The organism is Sporosarcina sp. ANT_H38, assembly GCF_008369195.1.
Taxonomy (GTDB): Bacteria; Bacillota; Bacilli; order Bacillales_A; family Planococcaceae; genus Sporosarcina.
The window spans coordinates 1,344,331-1,359,252 of the sequence record NZ_VOBC01000001.1 but is presented as its reverse complement, the minus strand read 5'-3'; the positions used below and the strand labels follow the sequence as shown (position 1 = coordinate 1,359,252).

General features: G+C 36.3%; 18 protein-coding genes. 14 read left to right on the top strand and 4 right to left on the bottom strand.

Annotated elements, in window-relative coordinates:
- Window positions 1–4 precede the first annotated feature (4 nt).
- From FQ087_RS06410 to FQ087_RS06360, 10 genes are all read left to right on the top strand, one after another.
- Window positions 5–364, top strand: coding sequence for a hypothetical protein (locus FQ087_RS06410; RefSeq protein ID WP_149579664.1), 360 nt, complete (start codon window positions 5–7; stop codon window positions 362–364).
- A gap of 245 nt (window positions 365–609) precedes the next feature.
- Entirely contained in the window at window positions 610–831 is a 222-nt protein-coding gene (locus FQ087_RS06405) for a transcriptional regulator (protein ID WP_149579663.1), read from the top strand.
- Window positions 828–2,087 (top strand): Y-family DNA polymerase, encoded by a 1,260-nt coding sequence (locus FQ087_RS06400; RefSeq protein ID WP_149579662.1) that lies wholly within the window; start codon window positions 828–830, stop codon window positions 2,085–2,087. Before FQ087_RS06405 ends, FQ087_RS06400 begins: the two co-directional genes overlap by 4 nt.
- A 36-nt stretch (window positions 2,088–2,123) precedes the next feature.
- Window positions 2,124–2,381 carry a PaaI family thioesterase gene (locus tag FQ087_RS06395; protein ID WP_255452166.1) on the top strand — a complete coding sequence of 86 codons (258 nt, stop codon included), beginning with the start codon at window positions 2,124–2,126 and terminating at the stop codon, window positions 2,379–2,381.
- A gap of 272 nt (window positions 2,382–2,653) precedes the next feature.
- Entirely contained in the window at window positions 2,654–2,896 is a 243-nt protein-coding gene (locus FQ087_RS06390) for a hypothetical protein (protein ID WP_149579661.1), read from the top strand.
- Between the two features lie 872 nt (window positions 2,897–3,768).
- Window positions 3,769–4,155: a YhjD family protein gene (locus FQ087_RS06380; protein ID WP_149579659.1), complete on the top strand. Its 387-nt coding sequence runs from the start codon at window positions 3,769–3,771 to the stop codon at window positions 4,153–4,155.
- A 252-nt stretch (window positions 4,156–4,407) separates the two neighbouring features.
- Window positions 4,408–4,746, top strand: a complete 339-nt coding sequence (locus tag FQ087_RS06375; protein WP_149579658.1) for a YolD-like family protein — start codon at window positions 4,408–4,410, stop codon at window positions 4,744–4,746.
- A gap of 193 nt (window positions 4,747–4,939) precedes the next feature.
- Window positions 4,940–5,374: a BrxA/BrxB family bacilliredoxin gene (locus tag FQ087_RS06370; RefSeq protein ID WP_149579657.1), complete on the top strand. Its 435-nt coding sequence runs from the start codon at window positions 4,940–4,942 to the stop codon at window positions 5,372–5,374.
- Window positions 5,374–6,153, top strand: a complete 780-nt coding sequence (locus FQ087_RS06365; protein WP_149579656.1) for a class I SAM-dependent methyltransferase — start codon at window positions 5,374–5,376, stop codon at window positions 6,151–6,153. Before FQ087_RS06370 ends, FQ087_RS06365 begins: the two co-directional genes overlap by 1 nt.
- 265 nt (window positions 6,154–6,418) lie before the next feature.
- Window positions 6,419–7,018: a YpjP family protein gene (locus FQ087_RS06360; RefSeq protein WP_149579655.1), complete on the top strand. Its 600-nt coding sequence runs from the start codon at window positions 6,419–6,421 to the stop codon at window positions 7,016–7,018.
- A gap of 349 nt (window positions 7,019–7,367) precedes the next feature.
- Here the strand turns inward: FQ087_RS06360 and FQ087_RS06355 are convergent, their stop codons facing one another.
- The 3 genes from FQ087_RS06355 to FQ087_RS06345 all read right to left on the bottom strand — a co-directional run bounded on the left by FQ087_RS06355 (window position 7,368) and on the right by FQ087_RS06345 (window position 9,732).
- Window positions 7,368–7,571, bottom strand: a complete 204-nt coding sequence (locus tag FQ087_RS06355; protein WP_149579654.1) for a hypothetical protein — start codon at window positions 7,569–7,571, stop codon at window positions 7,368–7,370.
- A 695-nt stretch (window positions 7,572–8,266) separates the two neighbouring features.
- A complete protein-coding gene (locus FQ087_RS06350) occupies window positions 8,267–8,626 on the bottom strand; it encodes an MmcQ/YjbR family DNA-binding protein (RefSeq protein WP_149579653.1) in 360 nt (119 codons plus the stop codon).
- A gap of 257 nt (window positions 8,627–8,883) precedes the next feature.
- A complete protein-coding gene (locus tag FQ087_RS06345) occupies window positions 8,884–9,732 on the bottom strand; it encodes an MBL fold metallo-hydrolase (protein ID WP_149579652.1) in 849 nt (282 codons plus the stop codon).
- A gap of 258 nt (window positions 9,733–9,990) precedes the next feature.
- Between FQ087_RS06345 and FQ087_RS22915 the strand changes: the two genes are divergently transcribed.
- Window positions 9,991–10,125, top strand: a complete 135-nt coding sequence (locus tag FQ087_RS22915) for a hypothetical protein (RefSeq protein ID WP_255452165.1) — start codon at window positions 9,991–9,993, stop codon at window positions 10,123–10,125.
- A gap of 260 nt (window positions 10,126–10,385) precedes the next feature.
- Here the strand turns inward: FQ087_RS22915 and FQ087_RS22385 are convergent, their stop codons facing one another.
- Window positions 10,386–10,559: a hypothetical protein gene (locus FQ087_RS22385; protein ID WP_188006656.1), complete on the bottom strand. Its 174-nt coding sequence runs from the start codon at window positions 10,557–10,559 to the stop codon at window positions 10,386–10,388.
- Between the two features lie 119 nt (window positions 10,560–10,678).
- Between FQ087_RS22385 and FQ087_RS06340 the strand changes: the two genes are divergently transcribed.
- From FQ087_RS06340 to FQ087_RS06335, 3 genes are all read left to right on the top strand, one after another.
- Window positions 10,679–10,906, top strand: coding sequence for a hypothetical protein (locus tag FQ087_RS06340; RefSeq protein WP_149579651.1), 228 nt, complete (start codon window positions 10,679–10,681; stop codon window positions 10,904–10,906).
- 25 nt (window positions 10,907–10,931) lie between these two features.
- Window positions 10,932–11,066: a hypothetical protein gene (locus FQ087_RS22910; RefSeq protein ID WP_255452164.1), complete on the top strand. Its 135-nt coding sequence runs from the start codon at window positions 10,932–10,934 to the stop codon at window positions 11,064–11,066.
- Between the two features lie 1,114 nt (window positions 11,067–12,180).
- Window positions 12,181–14,418, top strand: coding sequence for a YcdB/YcdC domain-containing protein (locus FQ087_RS06335; RefSeq protein ID WP_149579650.1), 2,238 nt, complete (start codon window positions 12,181–12,183; stop codon window positions 14,416–14,418).
- Window positions 14,419–14,922: the final 504 nt, after the last annotated feature.

The following is a 14,922-nucleotide window of genomic DNA, read 5'->3' as shown; positions in this document are numbered from 1 at the left end:
TTTTATGAAAGTATTATGGCTAATTGTATCTTTAATACCTGCACCATTTCTTTTTCATTACTACGAATATGGACAATATATTAAACGTGAAGAAGCTTCTTTTCTACTTGCTGGTTCTATATTGTTCGTAATTGTAGCTGGTCTGTTATCGGGGAACATAAAATTACGTTACATTTTCTTGGTGAATATCATAACTGGGGTGTTATCAGTGTTTTTAGCCTCTATTTTTATTTCTGATGACGGAGGCTGGTTTAAACCAGTTGGCAGAGCTGGTGCAGTAATATTCGTTGCATTAGTTTTTTTTGCAGGACAACTAATGGTAAGGTTATTTTTGCGTGGATTGAGCACAAGAACTAATGATTAACTCCACTTTGATCAAACTTTTTTTCGAAATGATGTTCTAAATGGCTTCTTTTCGTTTGGTATAGAATATGACTTTGAAGGTTACTTTTAACCAAACTTTAGCCAAAGGCTGTACGTACATAAAAGAAAGTAAGACTCAAACACTTAACGAAGATCCTGTTCCAGGTAAATCTTGTTAAGTGTTTATTTGTTGTTGTAATACGAACATACGTTACGTATACTAATAAAAACAAGGAGGGAACAAGTGTGCGTAATAAGCTTTTGAAGTCCGTCGAGCGTAATCAAGTCTTGGATATGATTTACATGGCAAAAGACGATGTAATCAGTAAGCGAAGAATCAAAGTGCTACAGGTTGGTGAGGTGTCGTTCCGAGCCTTTTGTTATCTTCGAGGATCCAAACGAACATTTACTATCGACAACGTGCTTGCGCTTGTTCCCATCGTTACGAAAGAACGTGCCATTATATGATTGACTACAGTAAATTTCCAAATAAACAAATTGCCTGCATCGACATGATGAGCTTTTACGCAAGCTGCATGGCGTCATTACACAATTTAGATGTTCGTACAGTGCCAATTGCAGTAGTGGGTAATCTTCAACATAAAGGATCTATTGTGCTTGCGGCGTCACCTCCAATGAAAAAACAATTTCGTGTGAAAACAGGTACTCGTTTGTATGAAATTCCACATCATCCCGAGATTCGATTGTTTGAACCCAAAATGAGTTATTTCCTCGAAATATCGATGACAATAACGCGTATTCTCCACAAATATGTCCCTGCAGAAGCTATACATGTGTACTCAGTTGATGAATCATTTATTGACCTTACGGGCACCGAAAAGTTATGGGGCAATCCGGAGCAAACTGTTAAAGAAATACAGCATGAAATATTTGAAACTTTAAATTTACCCTCGACAGCAGGAATGGGACCGAATATGTTAATGGCAAAGTTAGCACTGGATCTCGAAGCAAAGAAAACGGGTTTCGCGAAATGGTCATTTGAGGACGTGCAAACAAAACTATGGCCAGTTTCTCCACTAAGTGAAATGTGGGGGATTGGTCGTCAGACAGAGAAAACTTTGAATAATATTGGGTTATTTACAGTTGGTGATTTGGCAAATGCTGAATTGAGTAGATTAGAAAAGAAATTCGGCATCATGGGTAACCAACTTTATCATCACGCATGGGGAATTGACTTATCAGAGATGGGAATCCCGATCCTTGAAGGGCAAGTCAGTTACGGCAAGAGTCAAATCCTCATGCGAGATTACAATACGGTTGCTGAGGTCAGAGCAGTGCTATTAGAAATGTGTGAAGATGTAGCCCGAAGAATAAGGGAGGTATCCAAAGCTGGACGCACGATGACTCTTGGTATCGGTTATAGCAAAAATGCCTTTGGTGGAGGGTTCCAACGTTCTCGTACAATAGGTGAAGCGACAAATGACACAATGAAAATTTATAAGGTTTGCAAAGAGTTATTAAACGAATTTCATGAGGGTAAGCCAGTGCGCCAAGTATCATTGTCGATCACTAAGCTAGAAGATGAGCACTCGATGCAGTTAAGTTTATTTGATAACAAAAAGTGGCAAGTACGAAAACTCGGTGAAACGATGGATGAAATTCGTGCTCGGTATGGCTCTAAAGCGATCTTGAGAGCCGTATCGCTTACAGATGCCGGAACGGCTATTAAGCGGTCTGAATTAGTCGGTGGCCATAAAGGATAGGGGGAGTAATATGATTCGAAATCGTGGGAATATCAAATGGACGGCTATGATGCTGCTGGAACATGTTGCGACTTATCAGACGCGGCTATGGGCTACGCATTTGCAAGTACATTAGCGGATGATGAAGCATTTACTACTTTGGAAATTAAATTGAACTTTCTTAAACCGATTTGGAAAACAAAGCTTCGTGCAGTAAGTAAAGTGATAAAAAAGGAACGAATATTGGGTTACTTGAATGTCATGTGTATGATGCAGAGAAAAGCCTTGTCGTGCACTCCACGAGTACATGTATGATATTACGAGGTCAAATGGCCAAAGGTAGAGAAATAAAAGATAAATAAAAGATAAATAAAAGTATAAAGTGGATATGGATACAAAGTGGTATTGGGACAATGACCACGGATACTATCGACATATGCCCAGAATCAATCGATACAACACAGATTTTAACGTTTGAAAAAGGAAAGAATTAAAATATGACAAGGAACGTCCAATTGAGGGCTTTCTTTTCATTTGAAGGATTCCTTCTTCTTTTGTAGAATGATGAAAAGGAGGAGGGATTACTCATGACAAATGAAGACAGAAATAAACTATCGGATATGCTGTTACAAAGTCTTTATGATTATCATTTTGCTAATAACGGAGGAAGTTATAAATTACCAAAAGCAATGATAAATGCAGATGTAAATAGTAAACTGGCGATTGAATACCTCATCGAAAAGGAATATGCCATAGATAGCGGGCAAGGGTCAGATAATCTAGTTTTAGCAATAACAACGCAAGGTATGGACTATATAAACAACAAATAACTGTATGCATTTAGTGATTAAAAAGAACGTCCACCCGGGCGTTCTTTTTGTTTACCCGTAATATTTTTTTTGAAAGAATGAAAAACAAAAGCTATTTCTACAAAATTTGAAAAATGTAAAGAATTACTGAACTATAACAGCCCTTGATGGTTTAAATTCCAATACAATTTATTCTGGTCCGAAAATGAGAACCATTATAAAACCCTTCAAACAAAACTCACATCACAGGAAGAATTAAATGCTTATCATAAAATTCGAATTAAGTAATTGAAGGAGTAATTTACTCTATATTAGTAATGAATGATGGTGGCAATGAACTAGCAGACAATTATTTAATGGATAGAGGCACAAAAGAATCACTACAAAAGAGGTTGGATTATACGAAGAATTTTTGGGTTATTTACTTGGTAATGAAGGGGAGTAAAATCGTCTCCTTAATAAGCTAACAGGTAAGGTCAGTTTGTATGTCGAAAATGGGAGGTGATTATTTAATGGAATGGTTTAAAGTCTTTAGAATAATATCTAAATTTTTTTGAATTAGTCTTTTTACAGTCATATCGATTCGCAAAAGGAGACCGTTTATTGAAGGACTTTTTATTTGTTTGCAATACGAACATGTATTCTGTATACTAGGTAAAAAGGGGAACGAATGTGCGTTGTGAATTGGTCGAGTCGACAGAGTGCAACGAGTCACTGGATATGATATACATGGCTGTAGACGGGTCAATCAGCAAAAGAAGAATCAATGTACTGCAGATAGACGAGGTATCGTTCCAGGTCTATTGTTATCTGAGGCATCCAAAGCGGACTTTTACAATTGATACCATTCTTGCACTCGTTCCCATCGTAGAAAAAGAAAGTAGGATAATTTAATGCCATTAATCCCAGGAGAAGCATTGCCGTATTTTGAGAATATGATTTACTTGCCGATGATAGTATCTGTTTTGGAGAGAGATCGGGAAGCGATTGAAATAAGTTCTTTCAAGTTGAAGGGGCCATATATTAATATTGTTGAAAGAGCACTAAAGAGCGTTCGAGCTGATTTAAAAGAAACAAATACTTATGCACGAAGTAAAAACATGAAGTTGATTAAAAACGGAAAAAATGGAACATTTACTGAGTATACATTTATCCATAGTGGCTATGAAGACAAACGGCGCTACCTGAACGTACGATTGCGTAACAGGACGGAAGAATTGATAAATGTTTACTTTGCAATGGCAGGAAAGCAGAGCATTAAAGGAGCTGCTACAACGTGATTGATCAGAGCGCTGAAAAGTCGGCCATATCGCTGATGTTCAGGGAACACGTAGCGGAATTAAGAGACTGGTACAGAAAGGATGATAAAAATGATGGGAATTCTAAAACCACCGACATCAAAAGCGATAGGCGCATAAGGGCAGAAACTAACAGAAACTGATTACCTAAAAATCAGAGAGGATTTTTGTCTATGCAAATAGGTTACGAAAACATAAAAATCAACGTGAATAATATTGTGAGCGTGAAATGAGATGTTAGAAAACATACGTGATAGAGGAACAAAAAAGTGGACCGCTATGATGCTGCCAGAGCATGTTGAAGAGTTGAATAAATGGATGGATATGGATCATTATGAAGATCGACCAGAACTCAGTGAGTGGGAACTTCAGGCCATGCAGGTGGAAATCGAAGTAGCATTCAAGAGCAAGTGTCAGACGCTTATCAAAACATGGAATAATGGAAAGAAAATGACTCGTGGTGGAATAATAGAAGCGCATGATTTCCGGTTCGAGTGTATTGTGCTCGATAATCCATTTGGAACTGAGAGGATTCAGATGGCGGATATCATCGGGGTGCAGTGTGAAGTTTGATTCAAATAGAAGAAATAACCACCAACTCGATTGAAAAGGTGGTTGTTTACGCATTCATGATAACAAAAATAAAAAACAAAAACTAACATTTAGAGTGTAGAACAGTGAAAGTATATGAAAGACAAGGTAGAATAGAACTCGTGGAACTTGATTTGCCAATCGATTTTAAACATACATGAAAAGGGGCGGAAATATGAATGCATATGATGAATATATGAAGGGTATCGTGAAACCGATGCGTGAAGAGCTTGCACAAAACGGATTTACGGAACTGACGACGGCTGAGGACGTTGAAGGAACAATGAAAACACTTAAAGGAACAGCACTTGTCGTTATCAACTCAGTTTGCGGTTGTGCGGCAGGTCTGGCGCGTCCAGCGGTTAGGGAAGCACTAGAGGAAGCTGAACATAAACCAGATCATCTATTGACAGTATTTGCGGGACAAGATAAAGAAGCGACGAATATGATGCGGGATTATTTTCCTGAAGTACCTCCGAGTTCACCATCTATTGCACTTTGGAAAGATGGAGCACTTGCGTACTTTATCCCGCGGGAACAAATCGAGAATTTTGAGATGGAGCAAATTAAAGACCATCTATCGGAAGTACTCGCTCAAGTTTGTAAATAATGAGTACTGTCATCACGACTGCTGGCAGACCAGATGATCAATCGCTACGACTTGCATCAGAAGCTTCCGTAATTCTTGGTTTTCCAATTGTCGAACGGAAAAAAAATTCGGTTTTGCGAATTCAAAATGAACATGGAGCAGATGTCATTGTGGCGGGTAAAAATCGATATGATTTGTATCGTATCGGAATGGAAGAACCGTTTTTCTTTCATCCCAATTCTGCAGCATTCAGATTGAAGCGGCTATTGAACGGTGAAATGGACCCGCTAATTGAGATCGCTCAATTGCAAAAAGATGATTCGTTTCTCGATTGTACGCTTGGACTGGGCTCTGACAGTATTATTGCTTCGTTCATCACAGGTGAATATGGAAAGGTGCTAGGCATTGAAGCAGATCCAGCTGTCGCGTTCATAACCGGCAAGGGGCTCCGTTCCTTCCCGTCTGATTCGAAACAGCTTGTTGAGGCCATGGCACGAATCGAAGTCATTCAGTCAGAAGCGATTGAATTTTTGAGCCGTCAATCTACTTCATCCTGGGATGTCGTCTACATTGATCCCATGTTTCATGCGCCAGTTGTGGAATCGTCCAATTTCGCTCCACTGCGCCAAGCTGGTGTTCATAGCTCGCTTACAAATGAATGGATAGAGCAAGCCCAGCGTGTATGTAAGCGGCGTGTTGTTGTGAAAGACCGGTTTGATTCACCCATATTTGAACGATTTCAAATGGAACAAAAAATCAGACCAAATACAAAGTTCCATTTTGCTTTTATCGAAAAATGAAAAATGCCGTCCTCCTCAAAATCGAGGAGGACGGCATTTATTGATATTAATGAGTGAAATTTAATGAGCTTAAGTATAGGATTAATGCGAGCATCCCCAGGCCGATAAACAATTGTACATCCATTAGTGAGTACCTCCTTCAAAAAAACAGACATTTATCTACATTTTTATTGTACAATGAAAGTAAGAAAGAAGAAACCTTTTCAGTAGCTTTTCGTCAAATATACAAATGTCAAAAAATATATTTAATTGCGGGTGAGATGTTATGAAAAACTGGTTACAGAAAACGCTCATTGTTACCGTAGCACTCTTAACACTCGGTGCCATTTCACCGAATCATGAAATTTGGACAAACTTGCAAGACAAAGATGTTTCGAAACATGCAATAGGCCCTTCGCAAAGTAACGATTATTCTATTGGATTAGCAGATGCGGTAGCTGACGATAGTCTGGAAGATAATTCCGAATCTATAGAAGAACAATTTATCACCTCTGCGAAAAAGTTATCTTACATGAAATTCGGAACAAAAGTTGGTCCGGTAATCGCTAATGAATTTGATAGCGTTATTTTCCCGAAGATTGAAGAAGCAATCCAAATGACGCTTGCAAGTTCAGGAGATTTACATAAACGCCGTCTTGCGATAAGCGAAAAACCTGCAGGGGACTATTCTGAGAAAATTTTTAATGTATATGATCTCGAAAACAGAAAAGACCTGATCCGTTTTCATGTACGCACTGAGAAGCGGCCACAAGATGGCTACTTCTACAACTTTCACTATCATATAGCCGAAGATGAATTTACAGCTCATCATTCAATCGGTGACATCTATTGGGCAAAAGACACACCGCCGAAATGGTTATCCTAAAAACGCTGAAACGCTCGTTGAAATAACGAGCGTTTTTTCTTTTGTAAACATTGATATATCAACGTTTGTGGAGTGTGCGTGAGTTTTATAAATCGTTTCGGGGTATTTCACACTAGCGCAACAACAGTGGAAATCGGTATATTATTTGATAGTTGGATCGTTACAAATATATGTCTAAAATAATAGGTTGTGAAGTGTGGGGATTTTTCACTTTCGCATATTAGGTTGATGATACATTTCAAATATCGTTGGCCAAGCGGTTCGCCAGCATAAGTGACGAATACATAGCCATCTGGATTTCGAAAATGATAAGATTTCATAGTTTGCTCAAAGCACTCTTTGTAAGCGATCAAAAGGCTCTTGGTATTCTTGCTCCTATGGAATTCTCGGTAACTGTTTTAACTGGAGTGGACATCGCAATCTTCCTCAGTTCATCCTTCATTTTGTCGCCACCATCTAACTCTGCACCAATAAAACCAACAATTAGGAATACAGCAATCGTAATAAACCACCACTTTTTATAAAACGGTTTTTTCGATTTCTTTTTTCCCATTCCAATACGACCTTCCTTTCCAATGCCACCCCTTATTTATCTTTCTTTGCCATCTCATATTCATAAATAATTTCTAATCTTTCCATCTTATCTAGTACGTTATCGCTTTGATTCTTATAATGGAGGTTCTCTTATGAAACAGCTTACTTGAAGGGCAAACGTGAGAAGTCAGGCGCTAAGTATTCTGCGGAATTTAGGGTTACTTGCTTCGTTGGATTCGTAGAGGTGATTGATAGTAAAGGTAGTCCTGTTGGACGGGATTTTCCTTTGTGGCAGAAATTGTTCGAACTTAAAACAGGCGTGGAACTGATCGTTGTGCGGTTGGAAAATAAGGAATGGGTGAGGGATTAACTAAAGGGGATGGTGTATGAACGGCGTGTGGCGGTTATTATTACGGTGGGAGAACGGTTATAAAGTTTGGCTGTACGAGCCTCTGCTGCAACGGGAATTGTATGAGAAAAGGTAGTAAGGATGGAAGGATGGAAGTTATGTCGACAGTGATTACCACGTGTGAAGGTTGGAAATTTCATTATTTCGGCTTTGTTACTAGCGTTAGGATTTTATTATATTGGTCGGAAGCATGGAAGGGCGAAGTGACGGCTGGGTTCAAAATACAATGCAAATTAAAAAAGAAAGAGTAAGTTACTCTTTCAATTGGACAACAAAAATAACAGAACTAAAGATTTTGTTGAAAATTACTTTGGAATAATTTGATTTTGGACTTTTTTAGTTAGTTTTTCAAAAACTAAATTATAGGAATGTAGAATTAGATTTTCTAATAGATCGTCGGATAGGTCTGAATCAAAATAAATAGAGTTCCAGTGTGTTTTATTCATATAATGCCCAGGAATAATGCCTTGATAGGTTTCTCTTAACTCTTCAGCACGAGTAGGTTCGCATTTTAAGGTGATAATTGGCTTTCTTTGAGAGTCTCCCCCTATCATAGCAAACATCTTCCCGCCAATATGATAACGATCTGCTTGCCAGTCTACTTGGTAATCATGTGTCGTTCCGGGTAGGGTCAGACAAAATGCTTGAAGTCTAGCTTTATCCATTTTTTAGTCTCCTTTTATAAAACGGTCACTAAATACACACGTTCGATTACATTAATTATAATCAATAACCTATGTATTTCAATAACATTATTGTAAAGGTGACGACTTTACTTGTAATAAAACATGAAAAAGATCATGTGTAGTTCGAACATATGAAGCAGTAGACACAAACTGAATAATTATTGACTAATTAAAAGCCACCTCATGTTAATTAAGAGATGGCTACTATTTGTATTTGATTGATGTAATCTATGAAATTATTGTGAGTGGATAACATGGTCATTCACAAATGCTTGTAGGAAAAATAATTCATTATCATTAGGGTCCCTATTGAATTCTAACTTAAAGCACTCTAAAGCATTTTCTAGAGATGTAGATTTTACAACTTGGCTTGCTGCTGATAACTCTTTCCAATATATATTCATTTCATCTGAATCGCAAATAGATTCATGACCAAGTAGGAACATTTCAGCATCATATTTTTGAATATCTTTAATCATAGGCAATAACAATGATTGCTTAAAATGAAATAAAGAATTTGTGGTTGTCCCATATGCACAATCACCTAAAAAAACAACTTTTTCATCGGGTATATAAATGATTGTAGAGTCATTTGTATGGGTGCTTTTGATTCTTTCAAGTATGCAAACTTTATTTCCCAAATCGATTGTTAAGGTATTTTCAAAGATTACATCTGGTGAATTCAACTTGAAATTATCTCTGTTAGGCATATCAGCTTGTATAATCTTCATGCACATAGAACTCATCTGATTAGTTTGTACATACTTTTCGAGTGAACTGTCATCATACGAATAGCTTTGCCATTCTTTTATTATTTCGTTTGTTTGGCTATTAACTATAACAGTTGCATCAAATTCATTCATACCTAGGAAATGATCCCAATGTGCATGTGTAATAGCCACATATTTAACTGGTGGTACATTTAGTTTCTCGATTTCTAGTAAAAAGTCTTTAGCGTGCTGAGTAGAATTACCAGAATCTATTATTAGACTATGTTGGTTACCACATACCAATCCTAATGTTGGTCGTTCTCTATCATCTTGATTAGATAAATAATAAACAGTATCACTTAATTTAATTAACATGTTATATCTCCTCATTCCATTAATAATAATTCTATGAAAGAGAAAATCTGCATGTTTATTCTAAAATTGATAAAATAATATAAGATTTTCTCATTTTATTTTTTTACCATTGGACTTGTACCTCCTTATTTTAATAAGGAAAATTATAACATTTCCCTTATTCTATGAGAAGTATTTTGTCGGAAATTTGAATATTACTTGTTTTCATTTCAATTATTTATTATTCACAGTGCGACTATAAGGAGAAGGAGTGCCGACGTGCAAATAAAGAAAATAAGTAGTGATTTACAGCTTTATGAAGTCGAGAAGGAAGGCGTGGCGAAAATCCAATTAACGGAGTACGGCTTAGACAAAACGAATATTTATATGGTTATGAATTCGGCTAGGAATTAAGAGTATTCGCAGGCTTGCTTGTACCACATGAGATTAAATATGCCTTAATTAAGGCGGAAATGTACGAGCGATTTTCGTTGTTTGATTTATGAGAACTAGACGGATGGGTTCAAAATTTAAACAGAGTGAAGGAGTGACTGATGTGGTGCAGCAACTTACTATTTTTGATGCGGTGCCAAAATGATAGAAAGGACTTTTACTAACATGTGCAAGTCCTTTCCATATCTATAAATTCATTTTCAAAGAAATAATTCATTACTCTATGTCGGTTCTCTATTCATTTCTTTTATACGATCATCAATTGGATCAATCGTATGAATCGTATGTTTAAATCGATTCCTTTGATGGAGGACGATATAAATAAAAATGAACTGTAAAATCAAGGTGGCAATACAAATGCAAATCCACATCCACATCCACGTCGTAGCTGTCATTTGATAGTCTCCTTTCTGATTGTATTTAATGTAAGTTTACTACAAAATTTGCTTAGTGATAGTGTAGTCAGTTACGGATCGGTGACAGGTTGGGATATTTCGGCATGGTGATTTGAGGGGTGAATGATACGGAGAAATTAACGATATTTGATAATTTTTATTTATCAGAAAAGAAAACTATCAAGAAAATATATAACGACTTATCTCACTATGAGGTTGGAATAGGCGATGTAGGAATAAAAGAATTGACGGAGCATGGTTCGGAGAAATTGGATTTTTACAGGGTTACGAATTTGTCGGGGGAATTAATCGTATTTGCTGGCATGCTTGAGCCTTATCAAGTTTAGTGCTAAAAACGAAGGAGTGAGTGGAATGAACAATGATCATGAACGTGAAAAGTTTAAAATATTGATGGAGGGCATTTCGTTCGCTGTGTATGTGAATGCTTTTGCGAAAATGAGGAAAATCAACTTAAGCAAACTCACGGTTGGCGAGAATCAAAAATGAATTAAACCATAGCAGTATATGTAATGCGCCACGTTTGAATATGGGATGGCCATAAAAACAAATTCATGAAGACGAAACAGATTGGCTCATCGGACAAGCAGAACGGGCACAGGAGTTGGAAAAAGGCTTCAAAGGAGAACAAACCAAATTATGGTACGGTTCTATAGTTTTCTGAAATATTGAAATGGAAAAAGAAAACAAGCAATGATTTTCAACTGTACCCCAAAGATACCCCAGAAGAACATCTTTATGGGGCAAAAAACACACCTTCTAAGTGGTTATCTTAATTAACCATGCCAGCTTGTTTTTTTATTACTATTACGGATGCCGTACTAAGGATGGATTTGAACGGAAAAGTCATTAAATCGAAATTATAAACACTCAAAAATAACCATGACGAAAATCGGTCAACAATACCACCAAATCATTAATAATACGTAAAGATATCCTTGCCAGTTTGATTGGTGGGGATTATTTTATTCCTAATCTTTAACTATACGAAGCAGATTGCGTATAACAATTTTAGTAAGAAATAAAATTGATGAAAAATAGACATATTTCCTTTGAAACGTTCATAAAATAAATTGGTGTGTTTCTAATCACCAATCGAAAGGTGGGAGTGTGATACCCAAATATACGATGTATAGGCGAAGGAATCCTTAAGAAGAATGGTTGGAGGATCTCATGTTCCGCTGAAGATAATGCTATTTGAAATAGTGTACGGTTTGAGGATGTAAAGTCTATCTAAATGAATCAATTTCATAACTACTTATTTAATGTGTAAAGACGAACACTTTTAAGTGTATTAGTCTATTGTCCGTAAATGACTTGACTACTATCGTTGATTGTCGTGCCCGCGGAAAGCGTCCGACTGAAGCGAAAATCAACCTCGTTCGGATTTTATAGGTAATACCCCTATTATGAAATTGAACCAAATGAAAACTAATTCAATTAAACTATTAATTATTCGTTCAATAGGTCATTGGAAGTTGTAATTTTAATTCTTTCAAAACTGATACTTTCACAATGAGTAATTGTAGATAAAAATAACTTGCGTTCACAATTCGCTGAATTTGGTGTACAATTTAAAGACTACTAATTTAGGAGGAATATTTTGTCTAATTTAAAGAAATTTGGTATTGTGTTAACCTCTTCTGCTTTATCTTTTGGAATATTTTCGTCAATTGCTAATGCTTCAACGACAGTGGTTGAGCAACCTGGAAAAGTACAAATTCAAATCGCTTCAACAGAAAAAGAAAAAGTTTTAACAAAAAACGATTTAATTAAGAAGTTTCGCTCGTTGTTTCCCAATCAGTTTGACTTCATAAACGATAGTGATTTTCATATGGGGGGCGGTCATTTTTATTCTGATGATGATACGTTACGTTATGACCTATCCTTTTCAAAGACAGTTAAAGGCAAGCAATTACACGGTAATGTTGGATTTGTTGGAGAAAATTTAGAAATTGAACAATTTAGCTATCAACCGATCATTGAAAAAGAGTCTTTATTTCCCGCAAAGGTTTCAAAAGAAGAGGCTAGGAAAATTGCAAATGATTTTGTTAAGGAATTTCTTGCTGGAGAGGAATATCGATTAGAAACAGACCCATACAACTATTTTCCAGTACAAAATTTAACAGAACCAATTCGTTACTCATTCTCTTTTGCTCGTACGGAAAATCAAGTATCTATTTTTGAACAAAGGATAGAAGTATCTGTGCTTGGAAATGGTGAAATTGTTAGTTTTTACAGGAATCCTGTGAAGATGGATTCTTCTACTTTTGATGATTTAAAACAAATAAAAAATAAAAATGAGATATTAGAGAAAGTAAAAGAAAACATTTCAGTTGAATTGCAATATCAAATTGCTCATGATTATCGAACGGGTGATAGAAGTGTTCAACTTGTTTACCAACCGACAACAAAGTTGCAAGGAGTTCACGCATCATCAGCTAAATGGCTAACTGCAAACGGATACTCGGCGGACTTTCCTGAGAAAACAAAAATTGAAATGATAACATCTACTCCACTACCGCCAAAGCAGAATGGAATTACTTTAGAGGAAGCAAAGAAAATTGCAGAACAAATTCTAAGCATTAAATCTGATAAAGTTAAATTGAACATTCAATCCATTGAAGAGGTGGAAAATTATAACGGACAGGCAGTTATTAGTGTTCAGTATATGTATCAATATGCAAATGGCGGACATGGAACTAACTTAGAAATCAATAAACAAACTGGTGAAGTTATTCAATACCATGATATAAAGAGACAAATTCTGGATGAAACTGTAGGGGAAACTAAAAAGGAGAACGCTCTTTCTCAAAAAGAAGCCCTCGCTCAAGCACTAAAATATGTAAAGGAATGGGTTCCATCCTATCTACACAACTATGCTATGCCTGTAGAAGAACCATATTTTGATGAGAGTCAAGGTGCTTACTACATTTCTTTCCCAAGAATTGTAAATGGTATTATTGTGTTGGGTGATCAAATTAGTGTGAATATAGCTGCTGACGGCTCTTTAAACAGCCTTAATGTCAACTATCAAGAAATGGAAGAATGGCCATCAAATGATAAAGTTATCTCTGAGGAAGATGCAAAAGCCATCTTGAATAAGGCTCTAAGCCTAAAACTTAATTATAAGAAACAAGGGAAAAAAGAAGATGATCATCACTATGATCTAGTCTATTTACCTGTATTTAACGAAGATCCATTTAGCTTATTAAATGCCAACACGGGAGAATGGAATAACCTGTATAACGGGACAAATTCAACTGTCATTTCACATCCTTGGGCAGAAGAGGAACTTAATTATCTTATTAATGCTAAAATCCTAGATGTTAAAGATGATAAAAACTTTAATGGAGATGCTTCTGTTTCCAAAGGAGAAGCACTAAAAGTTATTATGGCTTCACTTACTTATTTTTATGACGGTAGATACTATGCTGGACAAGAAAACACGACCCAAACGTTTGATAATATAGACCCTAAACATCCGTTATATCAGTCGGTAGAGCGTGCAGTGGAAGTGGGTATTCTTAAACCAAATGATCAGAAATTTGATCTTGACACTCCGATTAAAAGAGAAGAACTAGCAGCTTGGTATATACGCGTGCTAGGGCTTGAGCAAGCAGCAAAAAATAGTAGTATCTTTAAACTTGACTTTTTGGATGCAAATAAGATTCAAAAGGAATACATTGGTTCTGTTGCTTTGGCAAACTCAATGGGATTATTAAAGACTGATCAAAATCAATTTAACCCTACTAAAGAAGTGACGTATGCAGAGTTGGCAGTTTCAACTATCCGCCTTGCTCACGAAATGTCTGAAAAAGGCAGGGGCATGAATTATTAAAATCAAGCCAATTAAATTATCGTATTAAGGATGTATTATGCCATTTAAAACCCCTCCATTGGATGAGCACTCAAACGGTGGAGGAATTTTTTTGTTCTATTTTTTGATAACTTCCATCGTGAATTGAAGTTAGTGGGAGAAGATAGGCCCTGTTTAGGTTAGTATTATTGTAATTACTAGTTGAGTATATTAAGGACTTTCAGATGAAAAGTGCAAATTTTAATAATCCATTTAAAGTGCTATTTTTGAAATAGCGAATAAAACATATCCTACTGTATAAATTGAACTATTGAATACAGCATATAAACTAAGCACCGAAGCAGTGTTCAATGGAATCATTCATTCACTTATAGAGTTGGTAGAAATACCGGAATATTGACATAGCGAAGGCGGAAAACACATCTTCAAAGTGGTTATCTTAATTAACCATGACAGAGGTGTGTTTTTTATTATGATAGCTCGATTATATTTGATATACTGAGCAGTAATGTAAGGAGGCTTTCT

What these genes read in the sequence shown, in the direction of transcription:
- FQ087_RS06355 (WP_149579654.1), bottom strand. Translation starts at nt 7,571, where the DNA reads ATGGGAAAAAAGAAATCGAAAAAACCGTTTTATAAAAAGTGGTGGTTT.
- FQ087_RS06350 (WP_149579653.1), bottom strand. Translation starts at nt 8,626, where the DNA reads ATGGATAAAGCTAGACTTCAAGCATTTTGTCTGACCCTACCCGGAACG.
- FQ087_RS06410 (WP_149579664.1), top strand. Translation starts at nt 5, where the DNA reads ATGAAAGTATTATGGCTAATTGTATCTTTAATACCTGCACCATTTCTT.
- FQ087_RS06370 (WP_149579657.1), top strand. Translation starts at nt 4,940, where the DNA reads ATGAATGCATATGATGAATATATGAAGGGTATCGTGAAACCGATGCGT.
- FQ087_RS06395 (WP_255452166.1), top strand. Translation starts at nt 2,124, where the DNA reads ATGGACGGCTATGATGCTGCTGGAACATGTTGCGACTTATCAGACGCG.
- FQ087_RS06345 (WP_149579652.1), bottom strand. Translation starts at nt 9,732, where the DNA reads ATGTTAATTAAATTAAGTGATACTGTTTATTATTTATCTAATCAAGAT.
- FQ087_RS06365 (WP_149579656.1), top strand. Translation starts at nt 5,374, where the DNA reads ATGAGTACTGTCATCACGACTGCTGGCAGACCAGATGATCAATCGCTA.
- FQ087_RS22385 (WP_188006656.1), bottom strand. Translation starts at nt 10,559, where the DNA reads ATGACAGCTACGACGTGGATGTGGATGTGGATTTGCATTTGTATTGCC.
- FQ087_RS06400 (WP_149579662.1), top strand. Translation starts at nt 828, where the DNA reads ATGATTGACTACAGTAAATTTCCAAATAAACAAATTGCCTGCATCGAC.
- FQ087_RS06375 (WP_149579658.1), top strand. Translation starts at nt 4,408, where the DNA reads ATGTTAGAAAACATACGTGATAGAGGAACAAAAAAGTGGACCGCTATG.
- FQ087_RS06390 (WP_149579661.1), top strand. Translation starts at nt 2,654, where the DNA reads ATGACAAATGAAGACAGAAATAAACTATCGGATATGCTGTTACAAAGT.
- FQ087_RS06360 (WP_149579655.1), top strand. Translation starts at nt 6,419, where the DNA reads ATGAAAAACTGGTTACAGAAAACGCTCATTGTTACCGTAGCACTCTTA.
- FQ087_RS22910 (WP_255452164.1), top strand. Translation starts at nt 10,932, where the DNA reads ATGAACAATGATCATGAACGTGAAAAGTTTAAAATATTGATGGAGGGC.
- FQ087_RS06380 (WP_149579659.1), top strand. Translation starts at nt 3,769, where the DNA reads ATGCCATTAATCCCAGGAGAAGCATTGCCGTATTTTGAGAATATGATT.